The sequence below is a fragment of the Streptomyces sp. NPDC060031 genome (assembly GCF_042736805.1).
In the GTDB taxonomy this organism is placed as follows: Bacteria; Actinomycetota; Actinomycetes; order Streptomycetales; family Streptomycetaceae; genus Streptomyces.
This window is the reverse complement of record NZ_JBHWVM010000026.1, coordinates 38,612-52,813: the sequence shown is the minus strand read 5'-3', so window position 1 is coordinate 52,813 and position 14,202 is coordinate 38,612. Positions and strand designations below refer to the sequence as shown.

At 73.0% G+C, this 14,202-nt stretch carries 16 protein-coding genes; 2 read left to right on the top strand and 14 right to left on the bottom strand.

What is annotated here, in order from left to right; genetic code table 11:
• Positions 1-12: 12 nt before the first annotated feature.
• Positions 13-885, bottom strand: coding sequence for a polysaccharide deacetylase family protein (locus tag ACFWB8_RS14690; RefSeq protein WP_385225878.1), 873 nt, complete (start codon positions 883-885; stop codon positions 13-15).
• Positions 882-1,748: a polysaccharide deacetylase family protein gene (locus ACFWB8_RS14685; protein ID WP_385225876.1), complete on the bottom strand. Its 867-nt coding sequence runs from the start codon at positions 1,746-1,748 to the stop codon at positions 882-884. Before ACFWB8_RS14685 ends, ACFWB8_RS14690 begins: the two co-directional genes overlap by 4 nt.
• A 170-nt stretch (positions 1,749-1,918) precedes the next feature.
• Between ACFWB8_RS14685 and ACFWB8_RS14680 the strand changes: the two genes are divergently transcribed.
• Positions 1,919-3,136, top strand: a complete 1,218-nt coding sequence (locus ACFWB8_RS14680; RefSeq protein ID WP_385225874.1) for a methyltransferase domain-containing protein — start codon at positions 1,919-1,921, stop codon at positions 3,134-3,136.
• Here ACFWB8_RS14680 and ACFWB8_RS14675 read toward each other — a convergent pair.
• The 5 genes from ACFWB8_RS14675 to tsaB all read right to left on the bottom strand — a co-directional run bounded on the left by ACFWB8_RS14675 (position 3,126) and on the right by tsaB (position 6,412).
• Positions 3,126-3,752 (bottom strand): hypothetical protein, encoded by a 627-nt coding sequence (locus ACFWB8_RS14675; protein WP_385225872.1) that lies wholly within the window; start codon positions 3,750-3,752, stop codon positions 3,126-3,128. The genes ACFWB8_RS14680 and ACFWB8_RS14675 overlap by 11 nt on opposite strands.
• Before the next feature lie 75 nt (positions 3,753-3,827).
• The gene (locus ACFWB8_RS14670) at positions 3,828-4,100 is read right to left on the bottom strand and encodes a hypothetical protein (RefSeq protein WP_385225870.1); all 273 of its coding nucleotides are present in this window, start codon (positions 4,098-4,100) and stop codon (positions 3,828-3,830) included.
• A complete protein-coding gene (gene tsaD / locus ACFWB8_RS14665) occupies positions 4,097-5,218 on the bottom strand; it encodes a tRNA (adenosine(37)-N6)-threonylcarbamoyltransferase complex transferase subunit TsaD (RefSeq protein WP_385225868.1) in 1,122 nt (373 codons plus the stop codon). Before tsaD ends, ACFWB8_RS14670 begins: the two co-directional genes overlap by 4 nt.
• Positions 5,211-5,708: a ribosomal protein S18-alanine N-acetyltransferase gene (gene rimI, locus ACFWB8_RS14660; RefSeq protein ID WP_385225932.1), complete on the bottom strand. Its 498-nt coding sequence runs from the start codon at positions 5,706-5,708 to the stop codon at positions 5,211-5,213. The genes tsaD and rimI overlap by 8 nt, the downstream gene beginning before the upstream one ends.
• A 26-nt stretch (positions 5,709-5,734) precedes the next feature.
• The gene (gene tsaB / locus ACFWB8_RS14655) at positions 5,735-6,412 is read right to left on the bottom strand and encodes a tRNA (adenosine(37)-N6)-threonylcarbamoyltransferase complex dimerization subunit type 1 TsaB (protein WP_385225866.1); all 678 of its coding nucleotides are present in this window, start codon (positions 6,410-6,412) and stop codon (positions 5,735-5,737) included.
• Between the two features lie 135 nt (positions 6,413-6,547).
• Here tsaB and ACFWB8_RS14650 point away from each other — a divergent pair, with 135 nt between their 5' ends.
• Positions 6,548-7,123 carry a hypothetical protein gene (locus ACFWB8_RS14650; protein ID WP_385225864.1) on the top strand — a complete coding sequence of 192 codons (576 nt, stop codon included), beginning with the start codon at positions 6,548-6,550 and terminating at the stop codon, positions 7,121-7,123.
• 46 nt (positions 7,124-7,169) lie between these two features.
• On the opposite strand, the gene ACFWB8_RS14645 is transcribed toward ACFWB8_RS14650, so the two are convergent.
• The 7 genes from ACFWB8_RS14645 to glmS all read right to left on the bottom strand — a co-directional run bounded on the left by ACFWB8_RS14645 (position 7,170) and on the right by glmS (position 14,196).
• A complete protein-coding gene (locus tag ACFWB8_RS14645; RefSeq protein WP_385225862.1) occupies positions 7,170-7,349 on the bottom strand; it encodes a hypothetical protein in 180 nt (59 codons plus the stop codon).
• A 155-nt stretch (positions 7,350-7,504) separates the two neighbouring features.
• Positions 7,505-8,071 (bottom strand): tRNA (adenosine(37)-N6)-threonylcarbamoyltransferase complex ATPase subunit type 1 TsaE, encoded by a 567-nt coding sequence (gene tsaE, locus ACFWB8_RS14640; protein ID WP_385225860.1) that lies wholly within the window; start codon positions 8,069-8,071, stop codon positions 7,505-7,507.
• Positions 8,010-9,200, bottom strand: coding sequence for an alpha/beta fold hydrolase (locus tag ACFWB8_RS14635; protein ID WP_385225857.1), 1,191 nt, complete (start codon positions 9,198-9,200; stop codon positions 8,010-8,012). Before ACFWB8_RS14635 ends, tsaE begins: the two co-directional genes overlap by 62 nt.
• Before the next feature lie 32 nt (positions 9,201-9,232).
• A complete protein-coding gene (alr, locus tag ACFWB8_RS14630; RefSeq protein ID WP_385225855.1) occupies positions 9,233-10,372 on the bottom strand; it encodes an alanine racemase in 1,140 nt (379 codons plus the stop codon).
• 124 nt (positions 10,373-10,496) lie between these two features.
• On the bottom strand, positions 10,497-11,888 hold the full coding sequence (locus ACFWB8_RS14625) for an NAD(P)H-hydrate dehydratase (protein WP_385225853.1): 1,392 nt from the start codon (positions 11,886-11,888) through the stop codon (positions 10,497-10,499).
• Positions 11,889-11,954: 66 nt separating this feature from the next.
• Positions 11,955-12,323 carry a holo-ACP synthase gene (locus tag ACFWB8_RS14620; protein ID WP_385225851.1) on the bottom strand — a complete coding sequence of 123 codons (369 nt, stop codon included), beginning with the start codon at positions 12,321-12,323 and terminating at the stop codon, positions 11,955-11,957.
• Positions 12,324-12,345: 22 nt separating this feature from the next.
• Complete coding sequence (gene glmS, locus ACFWB8_RS14615; protein ID WP_385225850.1) at positions 12,346-14,196, bottom strand: glutamine--fructose-6-phosphate transaminase (isomerizing); 1,851 nt, start codon at positions 14,194-14,196, stop codon at positions 12,346-12,348.
• Positions 14,197-14,202: the final 6 nt, after the last annotated feature.

Genomic DNA, 14,202 nt, shown 5'->3' with positions numbered 1-14,202 from the left:
TCGCTCAGGGCCCTAGAGGTAGTCCTCGAGCCGCCCGATCTTGTACCCCTGCTCCTGGATCCGCTGGAGCATGCGCGTCGTCATCTCGATCTCCGTCGCGCCCTTGAGCTCGGCGGGGCCGCGGAAGTGGGCCAGGATGATGTCGCCCGGTTTGAGGGCGGAGCCCTCGGCGTACTGGAAGTTGTTGATCTGCATCGACACGCGCCACAGGACCAGGTGCGATATGCCGCACTCGGCGGCGGCCTTGAGGGTGTCGTCGTTGTAGTTGCCGTACGGCGGGCGGAACCACTGCGGCTTCGTGCCGAAGCGCTTCTCCAGGCGTTCCTGCTGGCCGCATATCTCCTTCTTCTGCGCCGCGAAGGGCAGGGTCCGGAGGTTCGGGTGCGTCAGGGTGTGGTTGTTTATCGTGCTGCGGGAGCCGTTGTCGCGGAGCTTCTCGAAGTGGCCGTAGTCCGACGAAGCGATGTTGTCCGTCAGGAACATGCTGATCGGCAGCTTCAGATCGGCCGCCATCTTCAGGAACTCGGGGTTCTTCTCGGCGCCGTCGTCGAAGGTCAGGAAGACTATTTTCTCCCCGCCCGGCACGGGTATTCGGTCCGTCACCGGGACCTTGCCCGGCTTGCCCGGCGGGAGCTGGGGTTTGGCGGCGGGCTTGGGCGCGTACTGGACGGGGCCGGTCAGCCCCCACTTCTTGTACGCCTCGTCGGCCGGAGTGGCCGCCGAGGCCGAGGCCGAGGACGAGGGGGACGGCGAGGCCGACTTCTCCTCGACCGCCTTGCGGCCCAGCCTCTCGATCGGTTCGACGCTGTCCCCGCACCCCGACAGGGACAGCGCGAGCGCGCCGGCCGCCAGCGTTCCGGCTACCAGCCGGCGCGCGTACCTCACAAGTAGTCCTCCAAGCGGGCCACGGCATACCCCTTGTCCGTGACGGTCTTCATGACATGACGGATCATGTCAGGCATGGTGCCCTTCCAGTCCTCCCGCCCCCGGAAGTGCGTGAGGATGATGTCGCCGGGGTGGAGGTCGCGGTCCCACTCCCGGTAGTCCATCCGGTTCGTGAAGGCCTCTGCGTTCCACAGGGGCACGGCCTTGATGCCGCAGGACTTGGCCGCGCGCAGCGTGTCCTCGTTGTAGTTCCCGTACGGCGGCCGGAAGAGCGTCGGCCGCTTGCCGAACTCCTTCTGGATGGTGTCCTGCTGGCCGCAGATCTCCTGGCGCTGCTTCTCGTACGAGAGCGCCGGCATGTACCGGTGGTTGAGGGTGTGGTTGTTCAGGGTGACGCCGGCGGCCTGCATCTGCTTGAAGTACGGGTAGTTGTCCCGCACGAGGTAGTCGCTGAGGAACGCCGTGTACGGGATCTTCAGTTCCTGCATCATCTTCAGGAACTCGGGGTCCTTCTCCGCACCGTCGTCGATCGTCAGGAAGACGACCTTGTCCTCGGTCGGGACGGTGGTGAAGACCGGAGGCAGGTTCTCCTGGTCCTCCACCTCGAAGCCCTCGCGGGTGGTGATCTCGGGCTTGGCCTTCGGCGCCGCCGGGGCCATCAACGGCGGCTTGACCAGGCGCCACTTCTTGGCGGCGACGATCCGCGCCTGCCGGGCGGCCTTCATCTTCTCGGCGTGGTTGGCGAGCGCGCCGGCCGCGCCCGCGTCGGCGCCCTTCGCCTTGGCCGCCTTGTCCGGCGCCCCCGACTGCCCGGAGCCGCACGCCGTCGTGAGGGCGGCGACCAGCAGTGCGGCCAGTGCCACCCCGAACCGGCCGCGCGGACGCGCCGCGAACCGGTGACCCTGTAGCGTCTTATGTTCCTTTTGTCCGACTAGCTGCATAGCAGCGCATCCTGGCACCCGACACGCCCCCGTCACGGCCGACACCGCGATCGGAATCCGACCTTCCTCCGAGTGGCCCACAGGGGACGACAATGGACCCCGTGACCCCCGAAGACTTCGCCGCGCTCCTCACCCCCGAGGGCCTCGCCCTCCTCGACTCGCTCCGCGACCACGACCCCGCCCAGGAGCTCGCCGTCGCCACCCGGCTGCGCCGCGAGCACCCCGCCGCACTGGTCTCCGCCGCGCTCGGGCAGGCCCGGCTGCGGCAGCGCGCGGTGGCGAAGTTCGGGGCCGAGGACGCGTTCCGGATGTACTTCACCCCCGGCGGCGGCGAGATGGCCACCCGCGCGTCGGTGGCCTCGTACCGCGCCGAGCGGCTCGCGGCCCTCGGCGTACGGAGCCTCGCGGACCTGTGCTGCGGCATCGGCGGCGACGCCCTCGCCCTGGCCCGGCTCGGCATCCGGGTACTGGCGGTGGACCACGACCCGCTGACCGTGGCCGTCGCGCGCGCCAACGCCGAGGCGCTGGGGCTGGCGGAGCTGATCGAGGTCCGGGAGGCGGACGTGACCGAGGTCGACGTGTCCTCGTACGACGCCGTCTTCATCGACCCGGCCCGGCGCGGCGGACGCGGCCGGATCTTCGACCCGGAGAGCTACTCGCCCCCGCTGTCGTGGGCCGTCGAGACCGCGCGCGGCGCCAAGTACGCCGCCGTCAAGATCGCCCCCGGGATCCCGCACGAGGCCGTCCCCGCGGAGGCCGGGGCCGAGTGGATCTCCGACCAGGGGGACGTCAAGGAGGCCGTGCTCTGGTTCGGCACCGCGCCGGGCGAGATCCGCGCCACCCTGCTGCCCGGCCCGCGGGCCCTGCGCACCACCGATCCGCTGCCCGACCCGCAGGCCGGCCCCGTGGGCCGCTGGCTCTACGAGCCCGACGGCGCCGTCATCCGCGCCCACCTCGTCGCCGAGGTCGCCGAGCAGCTCGACGGCCGGCTGATCGACCCGACCATCGCCTACATCACCGCCGACGAGCTGCGCGCGACGCCGTACGCGACGGCGTACGAGATCACCGACGTACTGCCCTTCGGCCTGAAGAAGCTCAAGGCCCTGCTGCGCGAGCGCGGGGTCGGCATCCTGACCGTGAAGAAGCGCGGCTCCGCGATCGAGCCGGAGGAACTGCGCAGGAAGGTCAAGCCGCAGGGGCCGAACTCCGCGACCGTCTTCCTGACCCGGGTGGCCGGGGCCCCCTCGATGCTGATCGGCTCGCCGGCGCCCGCGCCCGCGCCCGCCCCGGCGCCCGCGCCTACGCCGTAGGGCGGCGGCCGCGGAAGGCGCGCAGTGCCCACCGGTAGTGCGCGCCCGCCTTGCCCAGCCCCAGCAGGCCCGTGATCCACAGGATCAGGCCGAGGCCCATGTAGTACGCGACCTCGCCGTACGTGTCCTCGCCCGGCCGCGCCGACACCGCGACCCCGAAGGTCACCCAGAGCCCGAGCGCGCCCAGTACGAAGGAGGCCAGCAGCCAGGTCAGGCTCCGCCCCGGCGCGCGCGCCCGGGAGTCGGCGGCCGGGTCCCGGTCCCACTCCGCCCAGGCGCACATCAGCTGGCGGACCTGGCGGTCGCGCCGGGCGCCGGAGGCGAGCCAGAACCCGGCCGGGACCAGTACACCGGCGCCGAGCACGACGAAGACGAGGCCGAGGAGGAAGGAGACGGGGTCCCCCTCCTCGAAGGCCATCAGGGCCATGCCGACGAAGGACCAGCCGAGCGCGAAGACCGCCGAGACGGCCCAGAGCAGCAGCAACCGCCCCAGCCCCAGGCTGCGCTGGCCGAGCTCGCGCAGGAAGCGGGCCCGGTCGGCCCGCACGACGGTCTCGTCCATCCAGTCGCGCAGGTGCGCGGGAGGTGGCGGCGGCGGCAGGTCACGGCGAGGCATGTGCATGACCATAGCGGCAGGGCGTCGAGATTCGCCTGAGGCCCTGCTCCGGCGGCGGACGACCGCTGCGCGGGCTCAGCCTCCGTCGGCCTCCACCGACTCGAACCGCCAGCGGTGCACGGCCCGCGTGATCAAGTCGGCGGCGGGCTCGGGGAGTTCGGGCAGCTCCGCCGCCACCCCCTCGGGCGCCTCCCACCAGGTGATCACGAGCACCCGGTCCTGCGGGGCCCGGAACACCTCGCGCCGCCCCGGCTCCCGGGCCAGCACCTGCGAACGGGCCCACTCCAGCAGCTCGTTGCCCCGGCCCGGCACCGCCCGGGCCTCCCACATCAGCGCGACGGTGCTCATGAGTACAGGTTGTCCTTGCTCAGCTCATGCACGTGATCGTGGTCGTGACCGTGGCCGTGGCCGTGCGCATGCGCGGTGCCCGGAACATGCGGGTCCGTCACCGGCAGCGAGGAGTCCGCCGACAGGTCCCAGTCCGAGGCCGCCCGGTTCCGCTTGACCATCTCCGCACCCAGCGCCGCCACCATCGCGCCGTTGTCCGTGCACAGCCCCGGCCGCGGCACCCGCAGGATGATCCCCGCGTCGTCGCAGCGCTCCTGCGCGAGCGAGCGCAGCCGGGAGTTGGCCGCCACACCGCCGCCGATCATCAGGTGGTCGACGCCCTCGTCCTTGCACGCGCGGATCGCCTTGCGCGTCAGCACGTCCACCACGGCCTCCTGGAAGGACGCCGCCACATCGCGCACCGGGACCTCCTCGCCGGCCTTCCGCTTCGCCTCGATCCAGCGGGCGACCGCCGTCTTGAGCCCGGAGAAGGAGAAGTCGTACGCCGCGTCGCGCGGCCCCGTCAGCCCGCGCGGGAAGTTGATCGCCCTCGGGTCGCCCTCGCGCGCGAGCCGGTCGATGACCGGACCGCCCGGGAAGCCCAGCTGAAGCACCCGAGCGATCTTGTCGAAGGCCTCGCCCGCCGCGTCGTCGATCGTCGCGCCCAGCGGCCGTACGTCACTCGTGATGTCCGGCGCCAGCAGCAGCGACGAGTGCCCGCCCGACACCAGAAGCGCCATCGTCGGCTCGGGCAGCGGCCCGTGCTCCAGCTGGTCGACGCAGATGTGCGAGGCCAGGTGGTTCACCCCGTACAGCGGCTTGCCGAGCGCGTACGCGTACGCCTTGGCCGCCGAGACGCCCACCAGCAGCGCCCCCGCGAGGCCCGGGCCCGCGGTGACGGCGATGCCGTCGAGGTCGCGGGCGCTGACCCCGGCCTCCTTCAGGGCGCGCTCGATGGTCGGGACCATCGCCTCCAGGTGCGCGCGGGAAGCCACCTCGGGCACGACTCCGCCGAAGCGCGCGTGCTCGTCCACGCTCGACGCGATCGCGTCCGCGAGCAGGGTCGTACCGCGGACCACGCCCACGCCGGTCTCGTCGCAGGAGGTCTCGATGCCGAGGACGAGGGGTTCGTCAGCCATGGGTCTCACTTCTTACGGCGTCTTGGAAGGTCGGGGGCAGGGAGGTGGCGGGGTCGGAAAGGCGCATCACGAGCGCGTCGACGTTGCCGGGCTGGTAGTAGCCGCGCCGGAAGCCGATCGGCTCGAAGCCGAAGCGCTCGTAGAGCTTCTGGGCCCGGGTGTTGTCCACCCGCACCTCCAGCAGCACCTCGGCGCACTCGAACGCGGTGGCCGCGCGCAGCAGATCGGTCAGCAGCCGGGCACCGAGCCCGGTGCCCCACTGGTCGCGGGCGGCCGCGATGGTCTGTACGTCGGCCAGGTCGCCGGCGGCGGCCAGCCCGGCGTAGCCCACGACGCGGCCGGCGCCGTCCTCGGCGACGACGTAGCGGCGGGTGGCCTGCGGGCCGCGGGCGTGGGCGAGCTCGGACCAGAACATCCCGGCCGACCAGGCGTCCTGCGGGAACAGCTCGTGCTCCAGCTCCAGCACCGGCTCGATGTCCCACCAGCGCATCTCGCGCAGGACCACGGTCGAGGAGGTCACTTGGGGGTGACCACCTTGTAGTTCTTGGGCACCTCGGCGTCGGGCCGGCGCAGGTAGAGGGGCGTCGGAGGCAGGCCGTCGCCGTTCTCGAAGGCCTCACCCGCCGCCAGCCGCTCCGCGGCGAGAGCGGCCAGGGCCCCCGCCGACTGGTGCTCGGGGCCCCGCGCGTCCGGGAAGACGTCCGGGTAGAGCAGCGCGCCCTGCCCGACGGCGGGCAGGCCGGCGACCCGCTCGGCGATCTCGGCCGGGCGGTCCACCGAGGGCCCGTCGACCCGGGTGCGCGGGTCCTCGTAGCGCGCCCAGTAGACCTCCTTGCGCCGCGCGTCGGTGGCGACGACGAAGGGGCCCTCGACCCCGGCGAGGCCCGCGGCGTACGCGAGCCCGTCGAGGGTGCACAGTCCGTGCACGGGCACGCCGAGCACGGCGGCGAAGGTGGAGGCGGTCACGAGGCCGACCCGCAGCCCGGTGTAGGGGCCGGGGCCGGTGCCGACGACGATGCCGGTGACGGCGTCGAGCTTCAGCCCGGCCTCGGCGAGCACCTTGTCCACGGAGGGCAGCAGGAGCTCCCCGTGGCGGCGGGCGTCGACCTGGTTCGACTCGGCGAGGACGGACTCGCCGTCGTGCAGGGCGACGGTGACGGCGGGCGTGGCGGTATCTACAGCGAGCAAGAGCACGCGAACAGCCTACGACTCCGGGGACGGGGAGCCTTGCGGCCGGTGTCCGGGCGACCCGGCTGCTACCTTCGACGCAGGTGATCCTCAGGTGATCCGACAGGTGTTTCCAGGGGAAGCGCGGAGAGGTGGAGCAAGGTGGCACGCAGCAGCTCGGGAATCGTGGCCGGGCTCACCGCCGTGGCGATCGCAGCGGTCGGCTTCCTCGGCTACCAGGCCTCCGCCACCGCACCCGCGCACCCGCCGAAGGCCGCCGGGCAGAGCCCGGTCCCCGGCCCCAGCCAGCCCGCCCCCGCCCCCGCCCCCGCCAAGCAGGAGCCGGCCAAGGCGGTACCGCTGCCGGCCGGATCCGGCACCGGGGTGCGCGTCGTGTACTCCGTGGGCCTCAAGCGGGTCTGGCTGGTCAGCGACACCGCCGGGCAGGAGCCGAAGTCCTTCGCGGTGATGCCGAGCACCGTGCACCCGAAGGCGGGTACCTACGCGGTCAGCTCGCGCTCGGGCGCGGTCACCGGCTCGGACGGGGTGCCGATCGAGCACGTCGTCCGCTTCGCCAGCGCGGACGGGGTCCCGGTCGGCTTCAGCGCCCGGGTGGACGGCCAGATTCCGCAGCCCGACCCGGCCAAGAAGACCGGCGGCATCCGCATGGCGCGCGCGGACGGCGACGCGATGTGGAACTTCGCCACGATCAACTCGAAGGTCGTGGTCGTCCCCTGACGCCCTGCCGGGCACCGCACGGCGGACTTCACCCGGACGTGGGACCTCAGGCGGCCTCGGACCCCGAGGCCGCCTGATCCGTGTCCTCTTCGTCCGCCGGCTCGTCGAGGCGTGCGCGCGCGGGCGGCGTCGACACCGCGGTGGCGGCCACGCCCGCGGCGAGCAGCGCCCCCATGGACACGGCGGACGGGCGGGGGTCGCGCTCTACTCCTGCGGCTGCCGACATGATGTGCCTCCTGGCCCGGGCCGGCCTGCACTTAGGTAGGCCTAACCAGCCCTCGGTACCATGTCACCACGTGTGCCTCTGTCAGCGCAATATCTTGCCGACGAGTTGTCGGTACGCCATCGGTACGTCCAGTCGATACGTCCAGTCGGTACGCCCTACTCCGCCTGTGCGGGAGCCAGGGCCACCAGGGCCCCCTCACCCGACCAGCGCGTGCCGACCCCGCGCACCACGACCTCGCGCACGTCGTCCAGGACCTCCTCGTGGCCGACCGCACGCTTGATCACCACGTGCAGACGGTCGTCGGACAGCTCCTCGACCTTGCCGTCGCCCCATTCGACGACGACCACGGACTCGGGCAGCGAGACGTCGAGGTCCAGGTCCTCCATCTCGTCCAGCCCGCCGCCCAGCCGGTACGCGTCCACGTGCACCAGCGCCGGGCCGCCGCCCAGGGACGGGTGGACCCGGGCGATGACGAAGGTCGGCGAGGTCACGGCCCCGCGCACGCCGAGGCCTTCGCCCAGGCCGCGGGTCAGGGTGGTCTTGCCCGCGCCGAGCTCGCCGGTCAGCAGGACGAGATCGCCGGGGCGCAGCAGGCCGGCGATCCTGCGGCCGAGCTCCCGCATGGCATCGGGAGAGTCGACGGTGATGTGGGCCTCGGCGTCAGGCCTCTGGCCCTGCTCCGGAGCCGGGCTGGGCTGCGCTTCCCGCGGTACTTCTTCCATGCCCGCCAACGTTAGCCGGTACGGAGACCGCCCCGGTGCGCGCCAGCAGCTCGGCCAGCAGCCGTGTCACGGTGTCCGGGTACTCCAGCATCATCAGGTGCCCGGCGTTCTCCAGGACGACCAGTTCGGCGGACGGCAGCGCTTCCTTGATGGCCAGGCTGTGGGCGGCCGGGGTGACCATGTCGTGGTCGGCGGCGATCACCGTGACGGGGATGTCCGCGAACCGCTGGAGCGCGGCCGTCTTGTCGTGCGCCTGGAAGGCCGGGTAGAACTCGGCGACGACGTCGATGGGGGTGGCCTCGATGAGCCGTTCGGCGAAGCGGGCGACGCCCGGGTCCACGTCACGCGAGCGGAACGAGTACATCTTGATCATGCCGGCGAAGAGGTCGGCGGTGGCCCGGCGGCCCTTCTCCACCAGCTCCACCTGTGAGCCGAGCGCCTTGAGCACGCCGGGCAGGAAGCGCCGTACGGCACCCATCCCGACGGCGGGCAGCCCGTACGTCACCTCGTCGAGGTGGCCGCTGGAGGTGCCGACGAGCGCCACCCCGACCACGCGGTCACGTACGAGCTCGGGGAACTGCTCGGCAAATCCCATGATGGTCATACCGCCCATCGAGTGACCGACCAGGATCAGCGGTCCCTCGGGGGCGGCGGCGTCGATCACGGCCTTGAGGTCGCGGCCCAGCAGCTCGAAGCTCACCGGTTCGCCGTCGGCCTGGCCGAGGCCGCGCGCGCTGCGGCCGTGGCTGCGCTGGTCCCAGTAGACGGCGCGGACCACGCCGCGCAGGGCCGCCCGCTGGAAGTGCCAGGCGTCCTGGCCGAGGCAGTAGCCGTGGCAGAACACCACGGTCGCCGGGGCGGGGGCCTTGCGGCGCAGCCGGCCGCGCTTGCCCTCCTCGGGCAGTTCGTCGACCTCGTAGTGGAGTTCGGTGCCGTCCTCGGCCCACGCGGAGCCCTCGGTGCCGCGCAGGGACCCGTAGTCCCCGGTGGAGTCCAGTGCGAGACGTGCCTTCATCCGCATGCCCCTCCCTACGGTGATCCGTTCGACCGCGACACCGGCGGCCGCGCCCGCGGCTATCACGCCGATGGCGGCGCCGGCCCAGCCGGCCTTGCGCCAGTTCTCGCTCACGCCGTCCTCACTCAGCCGTCGACCGGGCCGTTTCAGCCGTTTCGGTACACCCGGGGCACGCGGCTCCCGATACGAGTGACGATCTCATACGCGATCGTGTGTGCCGCTTGAGCCCAGTCCTCGGCGGTGGGCTCGCCGCGGCGGGCGTCGCCGAAGAGGACGGCCTCGTCGCCGACCAGTACCCGGTCGTCTCCGTCGAGGTCGACGACGAACTGGTCCATCGCCACGCGTCCGGCGGCCCGCCGGATGGTGCCGCCGACCAGGACCGGGCCGCGGTCGGAGGCGTGCCGCGGGACGCCGTCGGCGTAGCCGGCGGGGATGAGCGCCAGACGGGTGTCGGACTCGGTGACGTAGTGGTGCCCGTAGCTGACCCCGTGCCCGGCCGGCACGCCCTTGACCAGGGCCACGGACGCTTTCAGGGTCATGGCCGGCCGCAGTCCGAGCTGTTCGGGGGTGCCGAGCTCGGGGGCCGGGGAGACCCCGTAGACGGCCAGCCCGCAGCGCACCAGGTCGAAGTGGCTCTCGGGCAGGGTCAGGGTCGCGGGCGAGTTGGCGATGTGCCGGACCTCGGGCTCGACGCCCTCCTTCTCGGCGTGCGCGAGCATGTCGCGGAAGGCGGCGAGCTGGAGCGCGATGGAGGGGTGGCCGGGCTCGTCGGCGCACGCGAAGTGCGACCAGACGCCGGTGACGGCGACCGTGCCCTCGGCCTGCGCGGCGACGGCCGCGCCGACGAGGTCGGCCCAGTCGGCGGGCTGGCAGCCGTTGCGGCCGAGCCCGGTGTCGGCCTTGAGCTGGATCCTGGCCGTACGGCCGCTCGCGCGTGCGGCCTCGCGGACCTCGTCCAGGGCCCAGATCCCGCTGACGGAGATGTCCAGATCGGCTTCGACGGCCTCCCGCCAGGGCCCTCCGGGGGTCCACAGCCAGCACATGATCCGGCCGCCGATCCCGGCGGCGCGCAGCGCGAGCGCCTCCTCGGGGGTGGCGGTTCCGAGCCAGGTGGCACCGGCCTCCAGGGCCGCGCGGGCGCAGGGGAGGGCCCCGTGCCCATAGGCGTCCGCCTTGACCACGGCCATCACCGCGGCCCGGGGCGCGCGCTCGCGCAGGGCGCGCACGTTCTCCCGGACGGCGTCCAGGTCGATCTCGGCGTACACGCGCGTCGGTGTCTCGTTCATCCCCCACAGTCTCTCAGAACCCGAACCTGGGGCTCCGCCCCAGACCCCGCGCCTCACACGCCGGCGCGGCTGAATTCTGGCTGATGCCGCCTCCCGGCAATGGCGGCCGGCGGGACGCGCAGCGTCAGCGGGGAACGTCCCGCCAGGCGGCCGGGAGGGCCTCCGCTACCTGGTGGGCCAGGAGAGGGGCGCCCGAGGCCGCGCGGCGGGCCGCCAGGCCGTGGAGGTACGCCGCCACGGACGCGGCGTCCACCGCGGACAGGCCCGCCGCCAGGAGCGAGCCGCCCAGGCCGGACAGGACATCGCCACTGCCGGCGGTGGCCAGCCACGGCGTACCCGTCGGATTCACCCGAACCGGCCCCCCGCCGGAGGCGACCAGCGTCGTCGACCCCTTCAGCAGCACCGTCGCCCCGTACCGCCGCGCCAGCCCCCGTACCGCGTCCAGCCGCCCCGCCTCCACGGACTCCCGCGGCACCCCCAGCAGCGCCGCCGCCTCCCCCGCGTGCGGGGTCAGAACCGTCGGCGCCGAGCGCACCCGCAGCCCTGCGGCGTCCAGCCCGCGCAGCCCGTCCGCGTCCACCAGCACCGGCACCGGATCCGCCAGGCACCGCGCGACCTCGTCGCCCCGCCCGTCGCCCAGCCCCGGCCCGACCACCCACGCCTGCACCCGGCCCCGCCCGATCAGCGTCTCGGGGTACCGGGCGAGTACGGACTCCGCCGCCGGCCCCACGTACCGCACCGCACCCGCACCGCCCCGCAGCGCCCCGGCCACCGCCAGCACCGCCGCCCCCGGATACTGCGACGACCCGGCGACCACCCCGACCACGCCCCGCCGGTACTTGTCGCTCGAAGCCGTCGGCACCGGCAGCAGCCCCGCCACATCGGCGTGCTGCAAGGCCTCCGCGTCGGGCGCGCCCAGCGCCAGCCCGATGTCCACCAGCCGCAGCGCGCCCGCCCGCGACGCCCCCGGGTCGACCAGCAGGCCCGGCTTGTAGGCCCCGAAGGTCACCGTGACGTCGGCCCGTACGGCGGCTCCCGCCACCTCCCCGGTGTCCGCGTCCACCCCGCTCGGCAGGTCCACGGCGACCACCACCGCGCCCGGGGGGATCCGCTCCACCAGCGCGGCGGCCGCCGGCCGCAGCCCGCCCCGCCCGCCGATCCCGACGAGCCCGTCCAGTACGAGGTCCGCCCGCTCCGGTACGGCCGCGGCCACGCGCCCCCCGGCGGCCCGCAGCGCCGCCAGTCCGCCCGCGTGCACCCGCTGCGGATCCATCGGCACCGCGGTCACCCCGGCCCCGCGCCGCGCCAGGCGCGCACCGGCGTACAGCGCGTCACCGCCGTTGTCCCCGGGCCCGACCAGCAGCACGACCCGCGCCCCGTAGACCTTCCCGAGCAGCCCGGCGCAGACGGCGGCCAGCCCGGCCGCGGCCCGCTGCATCAGGGCGCCTTCGGGCAGCCGGGCCATCAGCTCGCGCTCGGCGGCCCGTACGGTCTCCACGCTGTAAGCAGTACGCATGGCACCAGCCTGCCCGACGACGGCCGTTCGAGGCCTTTCGAGGCCGCTGGAGGCCGCTGGAGGCCGCTACCCCTCGGCGATCACCACGGCGGACGCCACCCCGGCGTCGTGGCTCAGCGAGACGTGCCAGGACTTCACGCCCAGCGCCAGCGCCCGCGCCTCCACCGTCCCCGACACCCGCAGCCGGGGCTGCCCGCTGTCCTCGACGTACACCTCGGCGTCGGTCCACAGCATCCCGGCGGGCGCGCCGAGCGCCTTGGCCAGCGCTTCTTTGGCCGCGAACCGGGCGGCGAGCGAGGCCGTCCCGCGCCGCTCGCCGCTCGGCAGCGTCAACTCGGCATCGACGAACAGCCGCCCGCCCAGGCCCGGCGTACGCTCCAGCGCGGCGCCGAACCGCTCGATCTCCGCCACGTCGATCCCGACGCCGATAATCACAACCACAGCTCCAGCTACGCCACTACTCCACGGTCACGGACTTGGCGAGGTTACGCGGCTGGTCCACCTCGTTGCCCCGTGCGGTCGCCAGCTCGCACGCGAACACCTGCAGCGGCACCGTCGCCACCAGCGGCTGGAGCAGCGTCGGCGTCGCCGGGATCCGGATCAGGTGGTCGGCGTACGGGACGACCGCCTCGTCACCCTCCTCGGCGATGACGATGGTGCGGGCCCCGCGCGCCCGGATCTCCTGGATGTTCGACACGATCTTGTCGTGCAGCACCGACCGACCGCGCGGCGACGGTACGACCACCACCACCGGCAGGTCCTTCTCGATCAGCGCGATCGGGCCGTGCTTGAGCTCGCCCGCCGCGAAGCCCTCGGCGTGCATGTACGCCAGCTCCTTGAGCTTGAGGGCGCCCTCCAGCGCCACCGGGTAGCCGACGTGCCGCCCCAGGAACAGCACGGTGTTCTTGTCGGCGAGCGAGCGCGCCAGTTGCCGGACCGGCTCCATGGTCTCCAGGACGGTGTCCACGGCCGCGGCGATGTCCGACAGCTCCCGGATGACCGCTTGGATCTCGTCGCCCCACTTCGTGCCCCGTACCTGCCCGAGGTAGAGGGCGACCAGGTAGCAGGCCACCAGCTGCGTCAGGAAGGCCTTGGTCGAGGCGACGGCGACCTCCGGACCGGCATGCGTGTACAGCACCGCATCCGATTCGCGCGGGATCGTCGAGCCGTTCGTATTGCAGATGGCCAGCACCTTCGCACCCTGCTCGCGCGCGTGCCGCAGCGCCATCAGGGTGTCCATGGTCTCGCCGGACTGCGAGATCGCGACCACCAGCGTCCGCTGGTCCAGGATCGGGTCGCGGTAGCGGAACTCGCTCGCCAGCTCCGTCTCGCACGGGATGCGGGTCCAGTGCTCGATGGCCAGCTTCGCGATCATGCCCGCGTGGTACGCCGTACCGCACGCCACGATCACGACCTTGTCGACCTCCCTGAGCACCGAGGTGGGGATGCGCACCTCGTCCAGGGTCAGCGAGCCGCTCGCGTCGATCCTGCCCAGGAGGGTGTCGGCGACAGCCTTCGGCTGCTCGGCGATCTCCTTGAGCATGAAGTAGTCATAGCCCCCCTTCTCGGCCGCCGAGGCGTCCCAGTCCACGTGGTACGCCCGCACCGTCGCGGCCGAACCGTCGAAGTTGGTCACCGAGACACCGTCGCGGCGGAGCTCGACGACCTGGTCCTGCCCCAGCTCGATCGCGGACCGGGTGTGGGCGATGAACGCGGCCACGTCCGAGGCGAGGAAGTTCTCACCTTCCCCAACGCCCACCACCAGAGGGGAGTTCCGGCGGGCGCCGACGACGACGTCGGGCTGGTCGGCGTGCACCGCGACCAGCGTGAACGCCCCGTCCAGCAGCCGGCACACCCGCCGCATGGCCTCCGCGAGGTCCCCGGCCGACGAGGCGAAGTGCTCGGCGAGCAGGTGGGCCACGACCTCGGTGTCCGTCTCGGACTCCAGCCGGTGCCCGCGCTCGGCGAGTTCGGCGCGCAGCACGGCGAAGTTCTCGATGATGCCGTTGTGTACGACGGCCACGCGCCCCGTGTTGTCCAGGTGCGGGTGGGCGTTGACGTCGGTGGGCCCGCCGTGGGTCGCCCACCGGGTGTGTCCGAGTCCGGTGGAGCCGGCGGGCATCGGATGCCCGACCAGCGCCTTCTCCAGGTTGACCAGCTTGCCGGCCTTCTTGACGGAGGCGAGCTCCCCATCGGCGAGGACGGCGACACCCGCCGAGTCGTAGCCGCGGTACTCCAGCCGCTTGAGTCCGGCGATGACCACATCGAGCGCCGACTGCGCTCCCACGTAACCCACAATTCCGCACATACGCCG

Coding starts and splice junctions, on each gene's coding strand:
- tsaE (WP_385225860.1), bottom strand. CDS start 8,071: ATGGAAGAAGTACCGCGGGAAGCGCAGCCCAGCCCGGCTCCGGAGCAG.
- ACFWB8_RS14645 (WP_385225862.1), bottom strand. CDS start 7,349: ATGTCGGCAGCCGCAGGAGTAGAGCGCGACCCCCGCCCGTCCGCCGTG.
- ACFWB8_RS14675 (WP_385225872.1), bottom strand. CDS start 3,752: ATGCCTCGCCGTGACCTGCCGCCGCCGCCACCTCCCGCGCACCTGCGC.
- glmS (WP_385225850.1), bottom strand. CDS start 14,196: ATGTGCGGAATTGTGGGTTACGTGGGAGCGCAGTCGGCGCTCGATGTG.
- rimI (WP_385225932.1), bottom strand. CDS start 5,708: ATGCGCTGGTGGGACATCGAGCCGGTGCTGGAGCTGGAGCACGAGCTG.
- ACFWB8_RS14625 (WP_385225853.1), bottom strand. CDS start 11,888: ATGCGTACTGCTTACAGCGTGGAGACCGTACGGGCCGCCGAGCGCGAG.
- tsaD (WP_385225868.1), bottom strand. CDS start 5,218: ATGGCTGACGAACCCCTCGTCCTCGGCATCGAGACCTCCTGCGACGAG.
- alr (WP_385225855.1), bottom strand. CDS start 10,372: ATGAACGAGACACCGACGCGCGTGTACGCCGAGATCGACCTGGACGCC.
- ACFWB8_RS14670 (WP_385225870.1), bottom strand. CDS start 4,100: ATGAGCACCGTCGCGCTGATGTGGGAGGCCCGGGCGGTGCCGGGCCGG.
- ACFWB8_RS14680 (WP_385225874.1), top strand. CDS start 1,919: ATGGACCCCGTGACCCCCGAAGACTTCGCCGCGCTCCTCACCCCCGAG.